Source organism: Nocardia takedensis NBRC 100417 (assembly GCF_000308695.1).
GTDB lineage: Bacteria > Actinomycetota > Actinomycetes > Mycobacteriales > Mycobacteriaceae > Nocardia > Nocardia takedensis.
The window spans coordinates 13,435-33,158 of record NZ_BAGG01000051.1 but is presented as its reverse complement, the minus strand read 5'-3'; the positions used below and the strand labels follow the sequence as shown (position 1 = coordinate 33,158).

15 protein-coding genes are annotated in these 19,724 nt (G+C 70.5%); 7 read left to right on the top strand and 8 right to left on the bottom strand.

All coding sequences use genetic code 11. The features are described 5' to 3' along the window. Positions 1–346: 346 nt before the first annotated feature. Positions 347–1,636 (bottom strand): tyrosine--tRNA ligase, encoded by a 1,290-nt coding sequence (gene tyrS, locus ON30_RS10705; protein ID WP_040706242.1) that lies wholly within the window; start codon positions 1,634–1,636, stop codon positions 347–349. Between the two features lie 155 nt (positions 1,637–1,791). Next, on the bottom strand, positions 1,792–2,403 hold the full coding sequence (locus tag ON30_RS10700) for a DNA-3-methyladenine glycosylase (RefSeq protein WP_040706226.1): 612 nt from the start codon (positions 2,401–2,403) through the stop codon (positions 1,792–1,794). Positions 2,404–2,536: 133 nt separating this feature from the next. Here ON30_RS10700 and ON30_RS10695 point away from each other — a divergent pair, with 133 nt between their 5' ends. From ON30_RS10695 to ON30_RS10685, 3 genes are read left to right on the top strand one after another with little or no spacing between them, the layout of a single operon-like run. Further along, positions 2,537–3,268 carry an ABC transporter ATP-binding protein gene (locus tag ON30_RS10695; protein ID WP_040706224.1) on the top strand — a complete coding sequence of 244 codons (732 nt, stop codon included), beginning with the start codon at positions 2,537–2,539 and terminating at the stop codon, positions 3,266–3,268. Further along, positions 3,265–4,038: an ABC transporter permease gene (locus tag ON30_RS10690; RefSeq protein ID WP_040706223.1), complete on the top strand. Its 774-nt coding sequence runs from the start codon at positions 3,265–3,267 to the stop codon at positions 4,036–4,038. The genes ON30_RS10695 and ON30_RS10690 overlap by 4 nt, the downstream gene beginning before the upstream one ends. Further along, entirely contained in the window at positions 4,035–4,655 is a 621-nt protein-coding gene (locus tag ON30_RS10685) for a TetR/AcrR family transcriptional regulator (RefSeq protein WP_040706221.1), read from the top strand. Before ON30_RS10690 ends, ON30_RS10685 begins: the two co-directional genes overlap by 4 nt. Positions 4,656–4,659: 4 nt before the next feature. On the opposite strand, the gene ON30_RS10680 is transcribed toward ON30_RS10685, so the two are convergent. The 4 genes from ON30_RS10680 to ON30_RS10665 all read right to left on the bottom strand — a co-directional run bounded on the left by ON30_RS10680 (position 4,660) and on the right by ON30_RS10665 (position 9,866). Next, positions 4,660–4,890 (bottom strand): Trm112 family protein, encoded by a 231-nt coding sequence (locus tag ON30_RS10680; RefSeq protein WP_040706241.1) that lies wholly within the window; start codon positions 4,888–4,890, stop codon positions 4,660–4,662. A gap of 10 nt (positions 4,891–4,900) precedes the next feature. Then, positions 4,901–5,395, bottom strand: coding sequence for a GtrA family protein (locus tag ON30_RS10675; protein ID WP_051029165.1), 495 nt, complete (start codon positions 5,393–5,395; stop codon positions 4,901–4,903). Continuing rightward, positions 5,392–7,608, bottom strand: coding sequence for a membrane protein (locus ON30_RS10670; protein WP_040706239.1), 2,217 nt, complete (start codon positions 7,606–7,608; stop codon positions 5,392–5,394). Before ON30_RS10670 ends, ON30_RS10675 begins: the two co-directional genes overlap by 4 nt. Before the next feature lie 86 nt (positions 7,609–7,694). Beyond that, positions 7,695–9,866, bottom strand: a complete 2,172-nt coding sequence (locus ON30_RS10665) for a hypothetical protein (RefSeq protein WP_063719860.1) — start codon at positions 9,864–9,866, stop codon at positions 7,695–7,697. A gap of 323 nt (positions 9,867–10,189) precedes the next feature. Between ON30_RS10665 and ON30_RS10660 the strand changes: the two genes are divergently transcribed. Further along, positions 10,190–11,308 (top strand): glycosyltransferase, encoded by a 1,119-nt coding sequence (locus ON30_RS10660; protein ID WP_083911298.1) that lies wholly within the window; start codon positions 10,190–10,192, stop codon positions 11,306–11,308. A 14-nt stretch (positions 11,309–11,322) separates the two neighbouring features. Beyond that, positions 11,323–12,462 carry a dTDP-4-amino-4,6-dideoxygalactose transaminase gene (gene rffA, locus ON30_RS10655; protein ID WP_040706218.1) on the top strand — a complete coding sequence of 380 codons (1,140 nt, stop codon included), beginning with the start codon at positions 11,323–11,325 and terminating at the stop codon, positions 12,460–12,462. A 9-nt stretch (positions 12,463–12,471) separates the two neighbouring features. Here the strand turns inward: rffA and ON30_RS10650 are convergent, their stop codons facing one another. Then, a complete protein-coding gene (locus tag ON30_RS10650; RefSeq protein ID WP_040706217.1) occupies positions 12,472–13,077 on the bottom strand; it encodes a class I SAM-dependent methyltransferase in 606 nt (201 codons plus the stop codon). A 151-nt stretch (positions 13,078–13,228) separates the two neighbouring features. Continuing rightward, the gene (locus ON30_RS10645; protein WP_083911297.1) at positions 13,229–16,198 is read right to left on the bottom strand and encodes an AMP-binding protein; all 2,970 of its coding nucleotides are present in this window, start codon (positions 16,196–16,198) and stop codon (positions 13,229–13,231) included. Between the two features lie 583 nt (positions 16,199–16,781). On the opposite strand from ON30_RS10645, the gene ON30_RS10640 reads away from it, so the two are divergent. Together ON30_RS10640 and ON30_RS10635 are read left to right on the top strand one after the other, a co-directional pair. Next, positions 16,782–18,197 carry a family 2B encapsulin nanocompartment shell protein gene (locus ON30_RS10640; RefSeq protein ID WP_040706213.1) on the top strand — a complete coding sequence of 472 codons (1,416 nt, stop codon included), beginning with the start codon at positions 16,782–16,784 and terminating at the stop codon, positions 18,195–18,197. 14 nt (positions 18,198–18,211) lie between these two features. After that, positions 18,212–19,684: a family 2 encapsulin nanocompartment cargo protein terpene cyclase gene (locus tag ON30_RS10635; RefSeq protein WP_040706211.1), complete on the top strand. Its 1,473-nt coding sequence runs from the start codon at positions 18,212–18,214 to the stop codon at positions 19,682–19,684. The last annotated feature ends 40 nt before the right edge of the window (positions 19,685–19,724 follow it).

Genomic DNA, 19,724 nt, shown 5'->3' with positions numbered 1-19,724 from the left:
GTTCCACCACCCGATAATCGGGCAACTTCCTTGAGGCAACTTTTCCAGCCTATCCGAAGCATCTCACGGAGTCAAGTCCGCTCGATCGCCATGATCAGGCCGGGTGTTCTACAGGTTGGCCAGGCGCTCCTCGTACTACCTCGTTTCCCGGTCCCATTTCCAGCCTCTGAGCTGGCGTTTCGGGCTCCGGGTCGGTGTCCGTGTCGCTCTGACTCGACATAAGTTACGCGGTCGGGAACGCGAGGTCAAATCCGCACTACAGCGATGTGATTTCGCAGGTCAGGGGCTCGCGAGGCGGGCGAAACGCGGCTTGTGCCGCACAAGTGTGACCCGAGCCACGCCGCGGTCATCCCCGCGTGCGCAGGACACCCGCGATGTTCCGCTTGCCCCGACGCAGCGCCAACCAGCGTCCGTGCAGGTAGTCGCCCTCGGCGGGGGTCCACTCGGGGTCGGCGATCTTCTCGTTGTTGACGTAGGCGCCGCCCTCGTTCACCGCGCGCCGGGCCGCCCCGCGGCTCTCGCACAGTCCGCTGGCGACCAACAGGTCCACGATGGTGTCCGGCGTCTGCGGCCCCACCTCGGCGACCGTGCTGTCCACCGCCGCTTCGCGCAGCGCCGACCCGAGGGTCGACTCGTCCAGGTCGCGCAGTTCGCCGCGACCGAACAGGGCCTGGCTGGCCAACTGCACCGCGCGGGTGTCGTCCTCGCCGTGCACCAAGGTCGTCATCTCCGCGGCCAGCCTGCGCTGGGCCTCGCGCGCGTGCGGACGTTCGACCGTGGCGGTCTCCAGGTCGTCGAGTTCCTCGCGGGACAGGAAGGTGAACCAGCGCAGGTAGCGGACCACGTCCGCGTCGGCGGTGTTCACGAAGTACTGGTACCAGGCGTAGGGGCTGGTCATCTCCGGATCGAGCCACAGGCTGCCGCCGCCGGTCGACTTGCCGAACTTCTTGCCGTCGGCCGAGGTCACCAGCGGGACGGTCAGCGCGTGCACCGATTCGCCGTCGACGCGGCGGTTGAGTTCGACGCCCGCGATGATGTTGCCCCACTGGTCGGAGCCGCCGACCTGCAATCGGCAGTCGTGGGCGCGGCGCAGTTCGAGGTAGTCGTTGGCCTGCAACAGCATGTAGCTGAACTCGGTGTAGGACATGCCGTCGGCGTCGAGCCTGCGCTTGACGGTGTCACGCGCGAGCATGACGTTCACCGAGAAGTGTTTGCCGATCCCGCGCAGGAAGTCGACCGTCGACAGCGGGCCGGTCCAGTCCATGTTGTTCACGATGAGCGCGCCGGTCGGGGAATCGTCCAGGTCCACGAAACGCTCGAGTTGCGAGCGGATGCGCTGGGCCCAGTCGGCGACGGTGTCGGTGGAGTTCATGCTGCGTTCGCCGACGTCGCGCGGGTCGCCGATGAGGCCGGTGGCGCCGCCCGCGAGCACGATCGGTCGGTGGCCCGCCCGCTGGAATCGTTTGAGGGCGAGCAGCGGGACCAGGTGGCCGGCGTGCAGGCTGGCCGCGGTCGGATCGAACCCGGCATACAGCGTCAGCGGCCCGTCGGCCGCCGCCGCGCGCAGCGCGTCGAGATCGGTGGACTGCGCGATGAGGCCGCGCCAGGTCAGTTCGTCGATGATATCGCCGCTCACGCCGCCCATCTTCCCGCACCGGGCGGCCGGGCCGAAGCCCAGGTCCCACCTGCCGAACGGTCCTGGCAGGCCGCGCGTCTTTCCGTCGGAATGCGCGCGACCGGCAGGTCCGGCGATCCGATGACGACCCCGCGCCCGGGCGGGCCGATCGCCGGTCAGGCGATGCGCGGGGCGCGGGGACTGCGGCGGTAGGTCGAGACCGAAGGCGAAGCGGGGAGCCAGAACCGCCAGGGCACGTCGGCGGCGAGGCTGACGCCGACGCGGGGTCCGCGGGCGACGGCGGTGTCGGGCAGCGGGTCGCCCAGGTCGAGGCGGATGGGGGCGGACGGGTCGAGCAGCGGTGTGCCGTAGTCCGCGAGGGTGAGACCGAGCGCGCTGCCGACGTTGCCGGGGCCGCTGGCCAGCAGCGCGTCGGAGCGGGCGGCCGGTCGGCGGGCGCGGACTTCCTCGTGCCCGGCGACGATGTCGCCCGCGCGCACCAGCGCGGCGCTCGCGATGCCGTCCGGCCCGGTGGTGACGTTGCAGCAGTAGTGCATCCCGTAGCTGAGATAGACGTAGAGCACGCCGGCCGGGCCGAACATCACCGCGTTGCGGGGGGTGCGGCCGCGGCCGGAGTGGGAGGCGGGGTCGGGCCACGGTCCCGCCGGGTCGCCGCCGTACGCCTCGACCTCGGTGATCCGCAGCCCGACCGGGCCGGACCACAGGGTCGCGCCGAGCAGGCGGCGGGCGGCGGCGGGCGGGTCGAGGGCGAGATCGTCTGCGGACACGGCCGCATTCTCCCGGATCGGCGGTAGGGCCGGAGGACGCGCGTCGGGGCAGCCTTGTCCTCTTGCGCGCGGTCCCGCGTCGGCGTTTAATTCATCACACAGTGAATTCAACGCCTGATGAATTGAGGCGACCATGTCGCAGCCGCCCCCATCCCCCGCCGTCGAGGTCCGCGACCTCACCGTTCGCCGCGGTAAACGCGAAGTCCTGCACGATATTTCGCTGACAATCCCGCGCGGGTCGATCACCGGTCTGCTCGGGCCCTCCGGCTGCGGCAAGACCACGCTGATCCGCAGCATCGTCGGCACCCAACTCGTGACGGGCGGGCAGATCACCGCCCTCGGCCTGCCCGCGGGCTCCGCCGACCTGCGCCGCCGCATCGGCTACGTCACCCAGGCGCCCAGCATCTACGCCGATATCAGCGTCCGCGAGAACGTGAATTACTACGCCGCGCTCTACGGCCGCGACCGCGGCGACGTCGACGGGGCGATCGGCGCGGTGGGGCTGCTCGACCACGCCCACCAGCGCGGCGACGAACTGTCCGGCGGCCAGATGACGCGTGTCTCGTTGGCCTGCGCCCTTGTCGCCCGGCCCGAGGTGCTGCTGTTGGACGAACCGACTGTCGGCCTGGACCCGGTGTTGCGGGTGGAGTTGTGGAAGCAGTTCCACGAACTCGCCGCCGACGGCACCACACTGCTGGTGTCGAGCCACGTGATGGACGAAGCCGAACACTGCGATCGGCTCCTGCTGCTGCGCGAGGGACGACTGCTGGCCGAGCTGAGTCCCGATGAACTGCGCGAGCGCACCGGCGAACAGAACCTCGAACGGGCTTTCCTCACCCTCATCACGACGGGACCGACAGCATGAGCGCCACCTCCACCCCGTCGCTTCGGCCCTACCTGGCCACCACCGGCCGCATCCTGCGCCAACTGCGCAACGACCGTCGCACGGTCGCGATGATCCTGGTGGTGCCCGCCCTGCTGATGGCGCTGCTGTACTTCATCTACCAGGACACGCCGCACCCGCCGGGTCAGCCGTCGCTGTTCGACCGGGTCGGCATCAGCATGCTCGGCATCCTGCCGTTCATCGTGATGTTCCTGATCACCGCGATCGCCATGCAGCGCGAACGCACCTCGGGCACGTTGGAGCGGCTGCTGACCACCCCGCTGACCAAGGGCGATCTGCTCGCCGGCTACGGCACGGCGTTCTCGCTGGCCGCGGCCGCCCAGGCGATCGTGGCCTGTCTGGTGGCCTTCGGGCCGCTCGATCTGCAAGCGGCGGGCGATCCGCTCTGGGTGGTGGTGATCGCGGTGGTCGACGCGATCTGCGGCGTCGCGCTCGGGTTGCTGGCCAGCGCTTTCGCCCGCACCGAATTCCAGGCCGTACAGTTCATGCCGTTGGTGGTCGCACCGCAGATCTTCCTGTGCGGTCTACTGGTGCCGCGCGATCAGCTGCCGGGCTGGCTCCAACCCGTCAGCGACGTGCTGCCGCTGAGTTACGCGGTCGACGCGCTGCAAGAGGTTTCGCGGAATCCGGAGGTGACCGGCCAGATGTGGCGGGATATCGGCGTCGTCGCGGCTTTCGCGGTGGTGGCCCTCGCGCTGGGCGCGGCGACCCTGCGACGTAGGACGGCGTGAGCGCGGCCGGGTCGGCCGAGGAGGGCGCGCGTCGCCCGGGTCGTCGGCCCGGCCGTTCCGGCGCCCGCGAGGCGATTCTGGACGCCGCCCGGGAGCGCTTCGCGCGCAACGGTTTCGACAACACCTCCATCCGCGCCATCGCCGGTGACGCGGGCGTGGACCCGGCGCTGGTGCACCACTATTTCGGCACCAAACGCCAATTGTTCGTCGCGGTCGCGCACTTGCCGATAGATCCGGAGACCCCCTTGCGCACGGTCCTGGCCGCGCCGCTGGACCGGATCGGAGAGACGCTGATCGCCACCGTGGTCGGGGTGTGGGATTCGCCTGCCGGGCCGGGCCTGGTCGCGGTGCTGCGCAGCATGCTGGCGGGTGGCGACGACTCGCTGGCGCGCACCTTCGTCCTGGAGGTCGTGCTGGAGCAGGTGCGGCAGCGGATCGCGACGCCCGAGGACGACGGCCGCGCCCGGGTGGCGCTGGTGGCCTCGCAGATGATGGGCATTCTGGTGGCGCGCAAACTGGTCGGCATCGAACCGCTGGCCTCGATGCCGCTGCCCGACCTCGTCGCCGCGGTCGGGCCGACGGTGCAGCGTTATCTCACCGGTTCGTTGGAAGCCTGAACGCTCAGTCGGCGGACTGCTGGGCGGTGAAAGCGGTGTGCTCGTCCTCCCCCACCTCGCGCGCCTCGTCGATCAGCAGCACGGGGATACCGTTGTCGATCGGGTAGGCGCGGCGCAGGCGCGGGTTGTAGAGCAGGCTGCCGCCCTCGGCGCGGACCAGCAGCAGCGGGCCTTTGTCCTGCGGGCAGGCGAGCAGGCTCAACAGTGTGGTGTCCAGGGCGGTTTCGTACGGCATGTCCGACAACCTACCCGGCCGCCGGATCGGGTCGGGAACCGTCCGGCGCGGGCCGGTGGAAGGAGATGTAGCGGTGCCCGAAGAAGCTGGCCACCGCCACCAGGCCCATCACCACGACCGCGGCCGGTCTGGCGGGGAAGCCGAGCACGGTGACCGCCAGTTCCACCAGCGCGACATTGAGCAGCAGGCCGCCGGAATTGACCGCGCAGAACCGCAGGAAGTCGCGGACCACGTGGCCGCGCACCCGGAAAACGAGGGTGCGGTGCAGGACGAAGGCGACCGTCAGGCCGATGGCGTAGGCCAACACCACCGCCACCGTCGGCTGGGTGTCGGGGCCCAGGATCGACATCCACAGCACCGTCAGGGCCATGCCGAACACGGTGTTGAAGCCGCCGACGACGGCGAAGGCGAGTTCCTGTCGGCGCACCAACCGCAGCAGCGGGCCGGGGTCCTCGGTGCCGACCGCGCCCGCGTGACCGGCCGCCTCCCCGTCGAACTCGGTCACCGGGCCTCCACCAGTTCGCGCGGCGCGGGCGCGGTCGCCACCGGAATCGGCCGGTCGCGCCGCCGTCGATACGTCCATTGCAGTATCCCCGTTCCGAGTAGTCCCAGCGCCATCGCCGCGGCGCCGAGCGTGCGACCGGGCGGCGCCCAGGCCACCGTCAGTTCACCGTTGTCGGTACCCGCCGGGATGTCCACCGCGAGGAAACTCCCGGCCACGAGTTCGACGGGCAGTTCCCGTCCGTCGAGTGTCACACGGTACCCGGGCCAGCCCAGGCGGGCGAAGACCACACGCCCGCCGTCGGGCGAGTCGACCAGGACGCGGCTGACCCGGTCGTTCTCGCTGACCGAGGTGGCCGTGACCCCGGTGACGGCGGCGATGCGGCCGTCGCGGGTGGAGACCGGTCCGTCACGGCGGTCGAGCACCGCGATGTAGCGGTCGTGGCCGGGCACCGACACCCACTGCCAACCGGGCGGGGCGGGTTCGATTCCCGCGCGCGGGAACAGCGTCCGCTGCAACACGACCCGGTCGACTTTCATCAGATCGACCACGGTCCGACCGGTCGACGGTTCGACCACGAACGCGCGGCGGTAGGCGTCGGCGCAGACGCTGGTGTCCCAGCGCATGCAGAGCAATTCACCGAAGCTCAGATGGCCGTTCGGGGTGTAGCCGCCGACGTAGGTCAGCTCCAGATTCTTGGCGTAGTTGCCGAAGACCAGTGATCCGTAGGCTCCGTCGAGGGTGCGCTCGGACGGCGGGATCAGTCCGCGGTCGGCCAGTTGCAGGGTGGTGCCAGGGAAGTCGGGGAAGGCCGCTTTCATCGCCGAGCGGCGTTCGGGCAGGTTCCAGCCGAGCGGGGTGGGTTGGGCGGCGCGGACCTGGAGGTGCGCGATCGGGATCGTCGCGATCAGGATCAGCAGACAGGCCGCCGCGCCGCCGCGACGGACGCCGAGCAGGACCGCGAGCGCGCCGAGGGCGGCGACGGCCAAGGCGGCGAGCAGGTGTCGGACCCACAGATCGGGGGCCGCCGAGGCCGAACGCAGCCACAGCGCCGCGATCAGCACGCCCGCCGCGATCAGTCGCGGGCGCGCGTCGCGGACGGTGGCGAAGCGGCCGAGCAGCAGGCACACGAGCACGAGCAGCGCCAGGGCCAGCAGCGGCAGGACGCGGGCGGGCCAGCGCAGCGGGCCGATGGTGCCGGGGCCCGCGGTCCACATCAGCGCGCCGATCGCGACCAGGGCGACGGCGGTGAATTCGCGCCACGCGGCCCGCGCGCGACCCCAGTCCACGAAGGCGAGCGCGGGGATCAGGAACCACGCGATATAGGTGACCGGCATCGGCTGCACGTACCCCCACCACGAGTTGTAGGCGGGCAGGGCGGTGGGCAGGCTCGCGTTCAGCGATTCCGACCACGGCACGGTCAGGAACTGGTCGTTGTTGATCTGGGCGGTGCCGCGCCAGGTCACCTTGGCCGAGAGCATGCTCGGCAGATAGGTCGCCAGGCCGGCGGCGGCCGCGCAGGCCGAGACGGCGAGCAACCGCAGCGAGGGGGCGGCGCGGCGTTGGTGGACCCATTCCCCGACCGCCACGGCCACGATCACCAGTCCGGCCTCCACGGCCGGGAAGATGTACTGCACCGAGATCGCGAGATAGAGGAACACGAACGTCGGGATCGGGCCGGACCGGCCGCGCGCGTAGCGAATCCCCGAGGCCCACGCCTGGACCAGCCACGCCGTGCCGGTGAAGGCGGTGTACCAACTGGCTTCGTCGAAGAACAGCAGCCATCCGGTGAACGGCGCGGCGACGCCCGCGACGGCGGCCCACGGCAGCGCGGCCCCGTACTCCTCGCACACCCGGAAGACGCCGAGTCCCAGCACGATCGCGAACAGCAGTTTCACCACGGTCGCGTAGCCGGCGAGGTTGTCGACCGACGGCGCGATCAGGTCGATGAGCAACTGCGGCGGGTTGAGCAGTCCCGCTTCCTCGATGGCGTAGTTGCCCGCGAGCCAGTTTTCCGGGACGAGCGTCGGGAAGCGTCCTTCGCGTAGCGCGCGGCCGAGCATCACCCACAGCGGGGCGTACTGGGATTCGGTGTCGTCGGCGTAGAAATGTCGGGCGTTGGCGGCCAGGACCGCGCAATAACCCGCGATCACCCCGACCGCGGTCACCAGACCCCACGTGTATACGGCCCGCCCGGCGGGAGCGTCGCGTTCCACCACGAGTCACAGACCCTACCGCCGCCGCGCGGATCGCCCGCCGCAGGTCGCGGACCGGGCGGTCTCCCGCCGGGCGGGGGCCGCGCTCAGGACACCGCGTCGGCGAGCGCGCGCTCCGGTGCGTTAGGCGCGGAATCCGGGGCCTCGCCGTCGGTGTCGCGCCGGCGCGAGCGCACCCAGAGCCACTGGAGGACGCCGAGACCCGCCAGACCCGCGACCATGGTCGCGATGCCGATCTTCCACCCCGGCGGACGCCAGGTCAGTTCGAGTTCGGCGGCATTGGTCCCGGGCGGGATCTGTACGGCGACGAAAGACTTGGCGACAGTCGTGATGTCGAGCGGTTTCCCGTTCAGGGTGACCCGGTAGCCCGGCCAACCCAGACGGGCGAAGACCACCTTGCCGCCCTCGGCGGAGGTGACTCGCACCCGACTGGTGGTGTCGGTCTCCGACAGCGAGACCGCCTGCACCTTGTCGGTGTGGGAGACGCGCCCGTTCACCGTCGAGACCGGACCGCCCTCGCGTTCGAGGACCGCGATGTACTTCTCGTGACCGGGATAGTCGACCCACTTCCAGCCGTCGGGCGCGGGCTGGTTCACCGCGTCGGGGAACAGCGCCCGTTGCAGCACCACCCGGTCCAGTTTCATCAGGTCGACCAGCGGCAGTCCGGTGGTCGGCTCGGGGGCGAACATGCGACGGTAGGCATCCGGGCAGACGCTGCTGTCCCAGCGCATGCAGGTCAGCTCGCCGAAGTAGAAGTGGCCGGTCGGGGTGTAGCCGTTGACGTAGTCCTGTTCCAGCGCCCTGGCGTAGTTGCCGAAGACCAGCGAGCCGTAGCCCGCGTCGATGCTCTTGTCCTGCGGGCCGAGCAGGCCGCGGTCGCCCAACTGGATGGTGGTGCCGGTGAAGTCGGGGAATTTCGCCATCGCCTCCGAGCGCTGGGCGGGCAGATTCCACGACATCGGGGTGGGCTGGGCCGCCTCGACCTGGAAGTAGGCGATCGGGAACATGGCCACGATGGTCAGGGCGCAGGCCGCCGCGATCCCCTTGTTCGCCGCCAGCCACACGACCGCGGCGACCAGCGCGGCGACCACCGCCGCGGCCAGCACGTGCCAGAGCACGTCGTGCGGGTCGGCGGAGAAGGTGCGCACCCACAGCAGGCCGATCAGGACCGCGGCGGCGATGGCCCGGCCCTTGATGTCGCGCAGGGTGCCGTAGCGGCCGAGCAGCAGGCAGACCAGCACGAGCAGACCGATCGCCAGCATCGGCAGCACCCGCACCGGCCAGCGCAGCGGACCGACCGAGCCCGGCCCGGCGGTCCACATCAGCATCATGATCGAGAACAGCCCGACCGCGACGAACTCGCGCCACGCGGTCCGCGCGCGACCCCAGTCCACGAAGGCGAGCGCGGGGATCAGGAACCACGCGATATAGGTGACCGGCATCGGCTGCACGTACCCCCACCACGAGGTGAAGGCGGGCAGCGAACTGGGCAGGCTCGCGTTCAGCGATTCCGACCACGGCACCGTCAGGAACTGGTCGTTGATGATCTGGGCGGTGCCGCGCCAGGTCACCTTGGCCGAGAGCATGCTCGGCAGGAAGGTGAGCAGACCGGCCAGCCCCGCGCAGGCCGAGACCAGGGTCAACCGCAGGACCGGCTGCCACTTGCGCTGGTACACCAACTCGCCCACGGCGACCGCGAGCAGCATGAGCGCGGCCTCGACCGCCGGGAAGATGTACTGCGTCGAGATGCAGAGATAGAGGAAGACGAAGACCGGAATCGGCCCGGACCGCCCGCGCGTGTAGCGGACCGCGGAGGCCCACGCGTGCACCAGCCACGCGGTGCCGGTCAGCGCGGTCATCCAGCTGGCCTGATCGAAGAACAGGAAGAAGCCCGAGAGCGGGAAGGCGATGCCCGCCACCGCCGACCAAGCCGGGGAGCCGCCGTAGGCCAGACCGATCCGGTAGACGCCGGTCGCGGCGATGATCGCGAAGATCAGCTTGACCAGGGTCGCGTAGAGCGCGACGTTGTCCACCGAGGGCGCGATGAGGTCGATCAGCAACTGCGGCGGGTTGAACAAGCCCGCGTCGTCCATGGTGTTGTTCCCGGACATCCACTGTTCGGGGACCATGACCGGGAAGACGCCCTCGCGCAGCGAACGTCCGAGACCCACCCACAGCGCGGTGTACTGGGACTCGGTGTCGTCGGTGAAATAGTGGCGCGCGTTGGCCAGCAGCACCGCCGCGTAACCCGCGATCACGCCCAGGACGGTGACGACGGTCCACCGCAGGACTTCGCGTCGCGAATCCCGCCGCGCCGCATTCGGATCGGGAGCGGGAACGACCTCCCGGGACGCCTCGGCGACCCCGTCGAGCGTCGTCCTCGGTACTGCACTATCCGTCACGAGATCCAAACCCTACAGACACGCGGTCGGCTTGGCATCGGCGCGGGCGGCCATGATGATGGTGTGATGTCCGGCTCCGGAATCCGCCCTCGGCCCCGTGCTAGAGTTCACCGCGGCTCGGGGCTCCGCTGTGCAGCGGATATTCCGGCACGCACCGTCTTCGAAAGTCGATCCAGCTGATGCCGATTCCCTCCCCTCGTTCCTCCCGTCCCGCCGCGGACGATCGCGGTCTGCCCGGCGTGGACCGGCCGCACGCGGTGTCGGTGGTGGTGCCGGTGTACCGGGGCGAGGACACCATCGGCGCGCTGGTCGCCGAACTGCACGAGATGACGGCCCAGGCGCGGACTCCGTCGGGTGCGCCGTTCCTGGTCGAGGAGATCGTGCTGGTCCACGACAACGGCCCCGACCGTTCCGATGTGGTGCTTCTGGAGTTGGCACGGACCTACCCCGAGGTCCGCACGGTCTGGCTCAGCCGCAACTTCGGGCAGGACGCGGCCACCATCGCGGGCATGGCGGCGGCGCGCGGGGACTGGATCGTCACCATGGACGAGGACGGCCAGCACGATCCCGCCTTCATCGGCGAATTCCTGGACGCGGCGCTGGCCGAACGCGCCGACCTCGTCTACTCCAAGCCGAGCAACACCCGTCCGCACGGTCTGCTGCGCAACCTCACCTCGCGCGGGGCCAAGCTGGTGCTGGCCACGATCTTCGCTTTCCCGGACTCGACCCGATTCGAGAGCTACCGCCTCATCCGCGGCGACATCGGCCGCCAACTCGCCGAGGTCGCCTCCAACGGCGTCTACCTCGACGTCGCGCTGACCTGGGTGGTGGGCCGGGTGGCGCAGGTGCCGGTGCGACTGCGCGCGGAGGGCCGCGAGGAATCCGGCTACAACTACCGCCGCCTGTTCTCGCTGTTCTGGAAGATGGTGCTGTGCAGCGGCACCCGCGGCCTGCGCCTGGTGAGCATGCTCGGGGTCACCCTGGCGCTGGGCGGTGTGATCATGGCGGGCGTCGTCGTCTACGAGGCGCTGAGCACCGACGATTGGGCCCCCGAAGGCTGGGCCTCGACGATCGTGGTGCTGCTGCTGTGTTCCGGGGCGGTGCTGTTCTCCCTCGGCCTGATCGCCGAATATCTCGGCGTCGCGCTGCACATCCTGGTCGGCAAACCGCTGTACCTGACGGTGCGCACGCCGACCCCTCGCCCGGCGGAGAGCCGGGATCCGGGGGTAGCCTCCGTGACGGCGGACGCGGCCCAACCCGCGCCCCCGCGCGAATTGTCCACCAACCTCAGCCAGTAGGGGGATCGACGGGTTTGAGCACCGACCGCGTCATCTTCAGCCGTCCGTACCGGGCGCGCAACGAACTCGCCAACCTCGGGGCCGTGCTGGCCTCCGATCACAGTCACGGCGACGGCCCGTTCACGGCGGCGGCGACCGCGAAGCTGAAGACCATCACCGGCGCGCCGCACGCCTTGTTGACCACCTCGTGCACCTCGGCGCTGGAGATGGCGGGCCTGCTGCTCGAACTCGGTCCCGACGACGAGGTGATCGTCCCGAGTTTCGCCTTCACCTCCACGGCGACCTCGATGGCGCTGCGCGGGGCGACCTGCGTGTTCGCCGACATCGATCCCGAGACGGGCAATCTCGACCCGGCGGCGGTCGCCGCGGTGATCACCCCGCGCACCAAGGCCGTGGTCGTCATCCACTACGGCGGCGTCGCCGCGGATATGGCGGGTCTGCAGGATCTGGCCGACGCGCACGGGTTCGCGATCGTGGAGGACAACGCCCACGGTCTCGGCGGCTCGTGGCGCGGACGCAAGCTGGGCGCCATCGGCACGATGGGCACGCTGAGCTTCCACGACACCAAGAACGTGCACTGCGGCGAGGGCGGCGCGCTGCTGCTCACCGACGAGATCCTGATGGCGCGCGCGGAGATCATCCGGGAGAAGGGCACCGACCGGGCCCGTTTCCTGCGCGGCGCGGTCGACAAGTACTCCTGGCAGGACATCGGCTCGAGCTATCTGCCCAGCGAGTTGAACGCCGCGGTGCTGGACGCGCAACTCGACGAGTTCGATCTCATCCAGGCCGGTCGGCACCGGGTGTGGGACGCCTACGCCGCCGCGCTGCCCGACTGGGCCGCGCGCAACGACGTGCGGTTGATGCACGTGCCCGCCGATCGCGAACACACCGCGCACCTGTACTACCTGCGCACTCCGACCGAGCAGCGTCGCGACGATCTGATCGCGCACTTGGCCACGCGCGGCATCTCCGCGCCGTTCCACTACATTCCGCTGGATTCGAGTCCGGCGGGTCTGAAGCTGGGACGCACGCCGGTGCGGTGCGCGCGCAGCGCCGAATTCTCGGCGACGGTGCTGCGGTTGCCGCTGTGGCCCGCGCTCGGCGACGACCAGGTCGACCGGGTGGTCGACGCGGTCACCGCCTTCCAGGTCTAGCGCTTCGGGTCAGGCTCCTGCCGACAGGACGTAGAGCTTCTCGCGCCCGCCCGCGATGAGTTGCCGCCGCACGACCCGGTCGCCGTAGCCGCGCATCAGCGCGTCGAGGGTGGGTTCGGTGAAGCGGTGTTCCTCGGCGCCCTCCCCCGCGTCGGTGAAGCGGCGGGCCACCGCGGCGAGCACCTTGTTGTCGCTGGAGGCGAGGTTGCGGACCGGTTCGGCGATGATCACCTGGTCGCGCGCGGCGGCGAGCATGCGGTCGATGACCGGCGTGGGATCGGGCAGGAAGTGGTAGAGGCTGGCCTGCATGAGCAGGTGGTCGGCGGCGGGCAGCGGGTCGGCGGCGTGGGCGTTCCACACCCGCCCCGTGCCGCCCGCCTCGGTGAGCCGGGCGATGAAGCCTTCGTTCAGGTCGAGGCCGGTGTAGTCGACCCCTTTGTCGCGCAGGTACCCGGTGTAGAGGGTCGCGGGACCACAGCACACGTCCACCACGTCGGCGCCGTCGGGGATCAACTCGGCGATGGCCCGGTAGCGGGCACCGTAGTGCCGCCCGTAGAGACCACGCATGAGTAGTTCGTAGGTGGTCCGGTTGTGGTAGATGACGCTCGCACTCACACCGACGGATGCTACGTGCGAGATCGGACATCGGCACATCGATACCGGTCTTCGCTGGTCGATCCGTTATCGAGGGCCGCGTCGAAGCCGTTGTCGGACAACGCCTCCGGTGCCGCGCCCGCGCGCGGCGGGCGCGCTCGCGGACGCCGGCTCACTCCCCCAGCAGCGTCCTCGCCTTGTCCTCGGTGAGGATCTCGTAGGTGTCGGTCGCGCGGCGGTACCACCACGTGTCCGGGCCGGGCGCGGGACGGCCCTGCGCCTGGACCGCGCGGGTCGAGGGCCGGTAGGTGGCGCTGCGCGGGATCTCGTCCACCACGTAGACCAGATCGGGGCGCTGCGACGGCGGCAGGGCCCGCGCGGCCTCGGTGACGTCCTCGCGGGTCAATCGGTGACCAGCCCGCACACTGACCGCCGCCACCGCCAGGACGCCCCCGTCCACCGGAAGGCCGTAGGCGACCTCGAGGTCGACGGCGGTGATGTCGTTGAGGATGTCCACGATCGGCTGGGTGAACACCGGGCCGCGCGCGGTCTTGATGACGGTGTCGGTGCGGTCGACCAACCAGTAGTCCCCGTCGCTGTCGCGGCGGAACAGGTTCTCGGTGGGCATCCAGGCGTCGCCCGCGGCGAACACCCCGCGCAGACCGCCCGCGGACAGGTCGACGCCGTCGGCGGCGCGGCCGATCAGCAGGCCCACCTCGTTGTCGAGGCAGCGGCGCGCGAAACCGGATTCGTCGACGCGGATCTGCTCGGTGACCGGGTCGTAGGCGACCAGTTCGACGCGGGCGGTGCCCGGCATGGGCCTGCCCTTGCAGCCCGCCTTGGCGCCGGTCACGTTGGCCAGCACCACGTCGCCCTCGATGGAGGCGTAGAACTCGAGGACCCGGGCGGGCTCGAACTGTTCGGTGGTGCGCCGCCACAGGCCCGCGGGCATGCCGGAGCCGATGAACAACCGGATCGGGTGGGCGTGCCCGGCGGGGAACACCTCGGCGTCGAGGATGTCGCGCAGCATCGTCCAGGTGTAGGTGACCACCGTGACGCCGTAGCGGTGCACCTCCTCGCCGAAGCGGGCCGGGTCCAGCGAGCGCGCCAACGCGATCCGACTGCCGCCCGCGATCGCGCCGCCCAGGCTGACCAGCAGCCCCGAGGAGTGGTGCAGCGGCGCCAGGCAGTAGACGGTGTCGCGGCGACCCAGATCGGCCGAGGTCGCGGTGCCGAACGCCGACAGCGCCCAGCGGTGGTTGGTGATGTATTTGGTCTCGAGCCGGTCGCCGGTGCCGGTGACCAGGACGAAAGCCAGTTCTCGCGCGCGGCCGGGATCGGGCCGGTACCAGGCGGGCAGACGCACCGCGGCCGGGTCGACGCGCTCGAGATCGATCAACCGGTCGCCGGTGGCGATGTCGAGGGTGCGGGTCGCGCCGCCGCCGAGCACCAGCACGCGGGCGCCGGTGTCGGCGGCGTGCCGGGCGTTCTCGGGGTCGGCGATGATGGTCTGCGCGCCGGTGGCCGCCAGTGCGCGTTCCAGTTCGCTGCCGGGGGCCAGCAGCACCGCCACCGCGCCCAGGCGCGAGAGCGCGGCGACCGCGGCCAGCGCGCTCGGGCGGGTCTCCATGACGACGGCGACGCGCGCGGCGGGCCGGATGCCCACCGAGATCAGGCCGCGCACCACGTTGTCGATGCGGGCGTCGACGGCGGCGTTGGTGTGCACGCGGTCGTCGAACAGGAAGCATTCGCGCAAGGGGGCGCGGCGGGCCTGTTCGGAGATCAGCCTGCCCAGCGAGATCCTGGTGCCGGGCTGGATCATGCCCAGCCTGGTCAGGCGGGGCAGCGCGCGGGCGGCCTCGCCCGCGAGTTCGACCGACCCGCGCACGGTGTTGTTGGCGACGGTCTCGATGACCTTGCCGAACCCCGCGCCCGCCTCGGCGAGGGTGGCGGCCGTGTGCACGACACGGGTCGCGGCGGTGCGCGGGCCCGTCGAGGCGACGTGTTCGGTCATCCGGGAGATCTCGGCGGGCAGCGGGCGACCCCGGTCCAGCCAGTCGATCCACTCGCGCACCAGCGGCCAGGTGACGTTGCTCGCGGTACTGCCCGCGACCAGACCGAAATGGCCCGCGACCAGGCTTGCCTCGTACACCTCGGCGTTCGGGGCCGCGCGCACGATGCCGCGCACCGCGGCGGGCTGGCCGATGTCGTCGACCTCGCCCAGCACCGCGAGGATCGGGCACTTCAACTCGGCCAGCGAGATCGGGTGGTCGCGGATCACGAACCCGCCCAACATCATCCGATTGTGCGCCACGAACTGCTTGAGCAGATCGGCCGCCGCAGGACCGGCGTAGCCGACCCAGCCGTCGCTGTTGAGGAATCGGCGCTGGCGTTCCTTGGGCAGCAGGGCCTCGCGGTCGTGCAGTTGGCGCAGGAAATCGATGCGGGACTTGGCGGTCTTGACCGGGTCGAGCATCTGGAAACCGAGTCGGACCATCGAATCGGTGATCGGCAACCGGGTGACGACGTGGTCGGCCAGGAAATCGGCGACGTCGGAGACCAACCCGTAGGGCAGCCCGAACGGCATGCCCGCGACGATGTCGACCGGGCTGCCGAAGGTCACGATGCTGGCCACGCCCTTGCCGTAGCGGTAGGCGGCGGTCTGGTAGGCGAACATGCCGCCCTGGGAGTAGCCCATGAGGTGCACGGGCGCTCCGGTCGCCTCGCAGACCGCGTCGATGGCGGCGTCCACGGCCAGCACGTGGTCGGCCAGGTCGCGCTGCCAGCCGCCCTCCTCGGTGGCGGGCGAGCCGAAGTCGACCACCCAGCAGTCCACGCCGCCGCGGTGCAGGATGCCGACCGCGCCGTCCTCGGCGTTGACGTCCCAGATGTCGGCGTTGACCATCAGCGGCGGGACCAGCAGGGCGACGGGGCGCTGTTCGCCCTCGCGCGCGGGGGCGGCGGGGACGTCGTCGGGGAAGTAGTGGCGCAACCGGTACATGCGTCTGCGTTCGACCACCTCGAACGGCGACGAGACGACGTCGTTGGTCAGCCCGCCGAAGCGGATGACCTCGAGCCCGTTCTGGGCGGTGGACATCAACCGCCGTACCGAACTCGCCATATCCTTCGCACTCAACTTCACGTTTGCTCCCGGCCTACCCTCAACGTGACCCGCAACACACACCCGATCCGGTCCGGTCGAGCTTCCCACATCGTGTGTCCATTATGAGGCCGCTGTGACCTTATCCATGTCGGGAAGCTCGTCCGCCGTGACCTTCCCGCGACCCGCGCCTCAGCTACCCCACCGCGACCCGGGCGGGTTCGCGCCCACTCCCGGAGGCGACTCGGCGGGCGGCGCAGGCCCGCGGGACGAGAACCCGATCCGTGCGTGCCCTGACCGCGTCACCGTCGGTCGGCAACCGACGGTGACGCGGTGGGCGGACGCGGGTGATGTCCGAGGCGGCGCAACAGACCGCCTGGTCAGGCGTGTCTGCGGTTTCCTCGCGTGTCGCGGCGCGGCGGACACCGGTTCCGATGATTCTGCGAATTCCGCTGCGCCGCTACGGCTCCGCGACCTAGCATCGAACGCGTCCGGAAGCGGTCTTCGATCCCGTATTCGCTTCGGCTACCGGCGTTCTCGGCTCGGCTCGCGCGAAAGTTCCGGACAGGCATCGATTCTCAATCTCCAGTGCACATTCGTGACCATCTCGAGGTGAGGACCAGACATGACCATTGAAATGCCACTTCCCGCCGAGGTTTCCGAGGAATCGGTCCGGCAGTCGCTGTCCACGACCGCCGCGCACCAGTTGGCGACCACGACGAAGTCCGAACCGCAGATGCAGGGCATCACCTCCCGGTGGCTGACCCGCTCGCTGCCGTGGGTGCAGGTCGACGGCGGTGTGTACCGGGTCAACCGGCGACTGACCCACACCGTCGGCAACGGCGAGATCGAATTCGCCGTCGACGGGTCCACCGCGCGGGTGATCCCGCTGGAACTCACCGAGATCGGCGCACTGCGCGGGTTCACCGACGTCGACGCGCTCGGCGCGCTGGCGGACCGGTTCGTCCAGCACGATCTCGACACCGGGTACGTCCTGGCCGAATTCGGCAACCCCGTGGACCGACTGATCCTGGTGGTGCACGGGCGGATCGCGCGCCTGGGCACCGGCGAATACGGCGAGCACACCGTCACCGGCACGCTGGCCGCGGGCGACCACGCCGGCGAGGCGGTGCTCACCGACCCCGACGCCATCTGGGACCACACGCTCAAAACCCTCGCTCCCACCACGGTTCTCGTGCTCACCCGCGCGGAGTTGGACGAGGCCGCGGCGGGGATCCCGCCGCTGGGCGACTACCTCGCCGACCTCGCCGACGCGCCCGCCAAAGCGCAGAACAGCCGCGGTGAGGCCGATATCGAGATCGCCTCGGGCCACGACGGCGAACCGCTGCTCACCCCGACCTTCGTCGACTACGACACCAACCCCCGCGAATACGAACTGTCGCTGGCCCAGTCGGTGCTGCGCATCCACACCCGCGTCGCCGACCTGTTCAACGACCCGATGAACCAGACCCAGCAGCAGTTGAAGCTGACCATCGAGGCGCTCTACGAACGCCGCGAGCACGATCTGATCAACAACCCCGACTTCGGCCTGCTGCACAACTGCGACCTCAAACAGCGCATCCACACCCACGCCGGCGCGCCCACCCCCGACGACCTGGACGAACTGATCTCGATGCGGCGCGGCACGAATGTGCTGCTGGCCCACCCCAGGGCCATCGCCGCGTTCTCCCGGCAGGCCACCGCGGCCGGCCTCTACCCCACCCCCACCACCATCGACGGCCACCACCTGCCCGCCTGGCGCGGCATCCCGCTGCTGCCCTGCTCCAAGATCCCGGTCTCCGCCGCGGGCACCACCAGCATCCTGGCGTTGCGCACCGGCGAATCGAATCAGGGCGTGATCGGCCTGCACCAGACCGGCATCCCCGACGAGTACGAACCCAGCCTCAACGTCCGCTTCACCGGCATCGACAACCAGTCCATCATCAGCTACCTGGTCAGCTGCTACTACTCGGCCGCGATCCTGGTGCCCGACGCCCTCGGCATCCTCGACAACGTCCAGACCGCCCGACCCACGAACTGATCGGAGCGTCGACCATGTCGGTACTGTCACGTGTCGCGGCGCCACCGGCCCGCGACGAAGTGGCGGCCACGGTCGCCGCGCTGCTCGACACCGTGGGGGTCACCGCCCCCGCCGACCTGTTCGACGCGGAGGCGACACCGGTTGCCGCGGAGGCCGATTCGGCTCCGGGGACGCCGCCGGTGGCACCCCCTCGCCGACCTGCGCCCACCCGGTTGCTCGGCCCCTCCGGGCTCGGTGCGGCGGCGCTGCGGTTACCGCCGTCGCCGCCCGTCGAACCGGTCGCCCCCGTCATAGCTCCGGCGATCGGGGCCGTAGCGGAGCCGACGGGCACAGGACAGCGGGTCGCATACATCCCGAAATCGACTGTGCCGCAGCGCGATGTCGACATCGCGCCACCGCGGGGCGAGACGCCGACCCGACGAACCGGGACGATACCCCGGGGACCGACCGGCCTCGGGACCGCTTCGGCGGCCCCCGGGCGCGCGGCGGCCGAGCGAGCCGACAGCGCGCCGATTCCGCCCCTGTACTGTCCGCCGCCCGTGCGCGACGATCCGGCGCTGGCCGAGACCGTCAACGACGGACTGATCGCCTGGGCGGCCGAGATCGGCCTGTACGAGGGCAGACTCGACGAATTGCGCGACGCCGACTTCGGTCGGCTGATCATGCTGGCCCACCCCGACTGCGACGACGCCGACAAGCTGTTGGCCGCGGCGAAATGCGCGGTGTCGGAGTGGTCGGTGGACGACTACTACTGCGAGGAGGGAGCCGACGAACGGGCGCCGGACGGCACACCGTCCAGCGCCACCGCCGAACTGGGGCCGCGCCTGGAACTGGCCGCCGCTGCGATGGACCCGGTGCACCTGCCGGTCCGCTACGCCGCGCAACTCGAGGAGGCGATGCGGGCCGATCCCATCCTGCGGGCGTTCCGCACCTCCTTCGAGCACCTGTCCCGCTACGCCACCGCGGCGCAACTGGGCAGGCTGCGCACCGAGATCGCGGGATGGTTCATCGCACTCGGCGCCGAGGCCGGGTGGCGGGTGGCCGACCGGATGCCGCCGGTGTGGGAATACCTGACCAACCGTCAACCGCACAGTTTCCTGCCGTGCATGGCCCCGATCGACGTGCTCGGCGGTTACGAGATCGGCGCCGAGGAATACACCGACCCCCGGGTGCGCCGGGTGGTCACCACCGCCGCGCTGGCCAGTCAGATGGTCAACGACCTGTATTCGATGGCCAGGGAGGACCGCGCCGAGCACCGCGAGTTCAATCTCCCGACGGTGCTGGCCGCGGAGGAGAACTGTTCCCGACGGGAGGCGGTCGAGCGGACCGCCGCCGTGCACGACGAATTGGTGCACCGGTTCGAGGCCGAGGCGGCGCCGTTGGCCGCCGCGGGCTCGCCCGAACTGCGCCGATTCCTGGTCGGCCTGTGGGCGTGGATGGGCGGCAACCGCGCCTGGCACGCCGACAGCAAGCGCTACCGGGACTGAGGAACCCGAGAAAGCCAGTCGCGCAACGAGAGAGGATGAT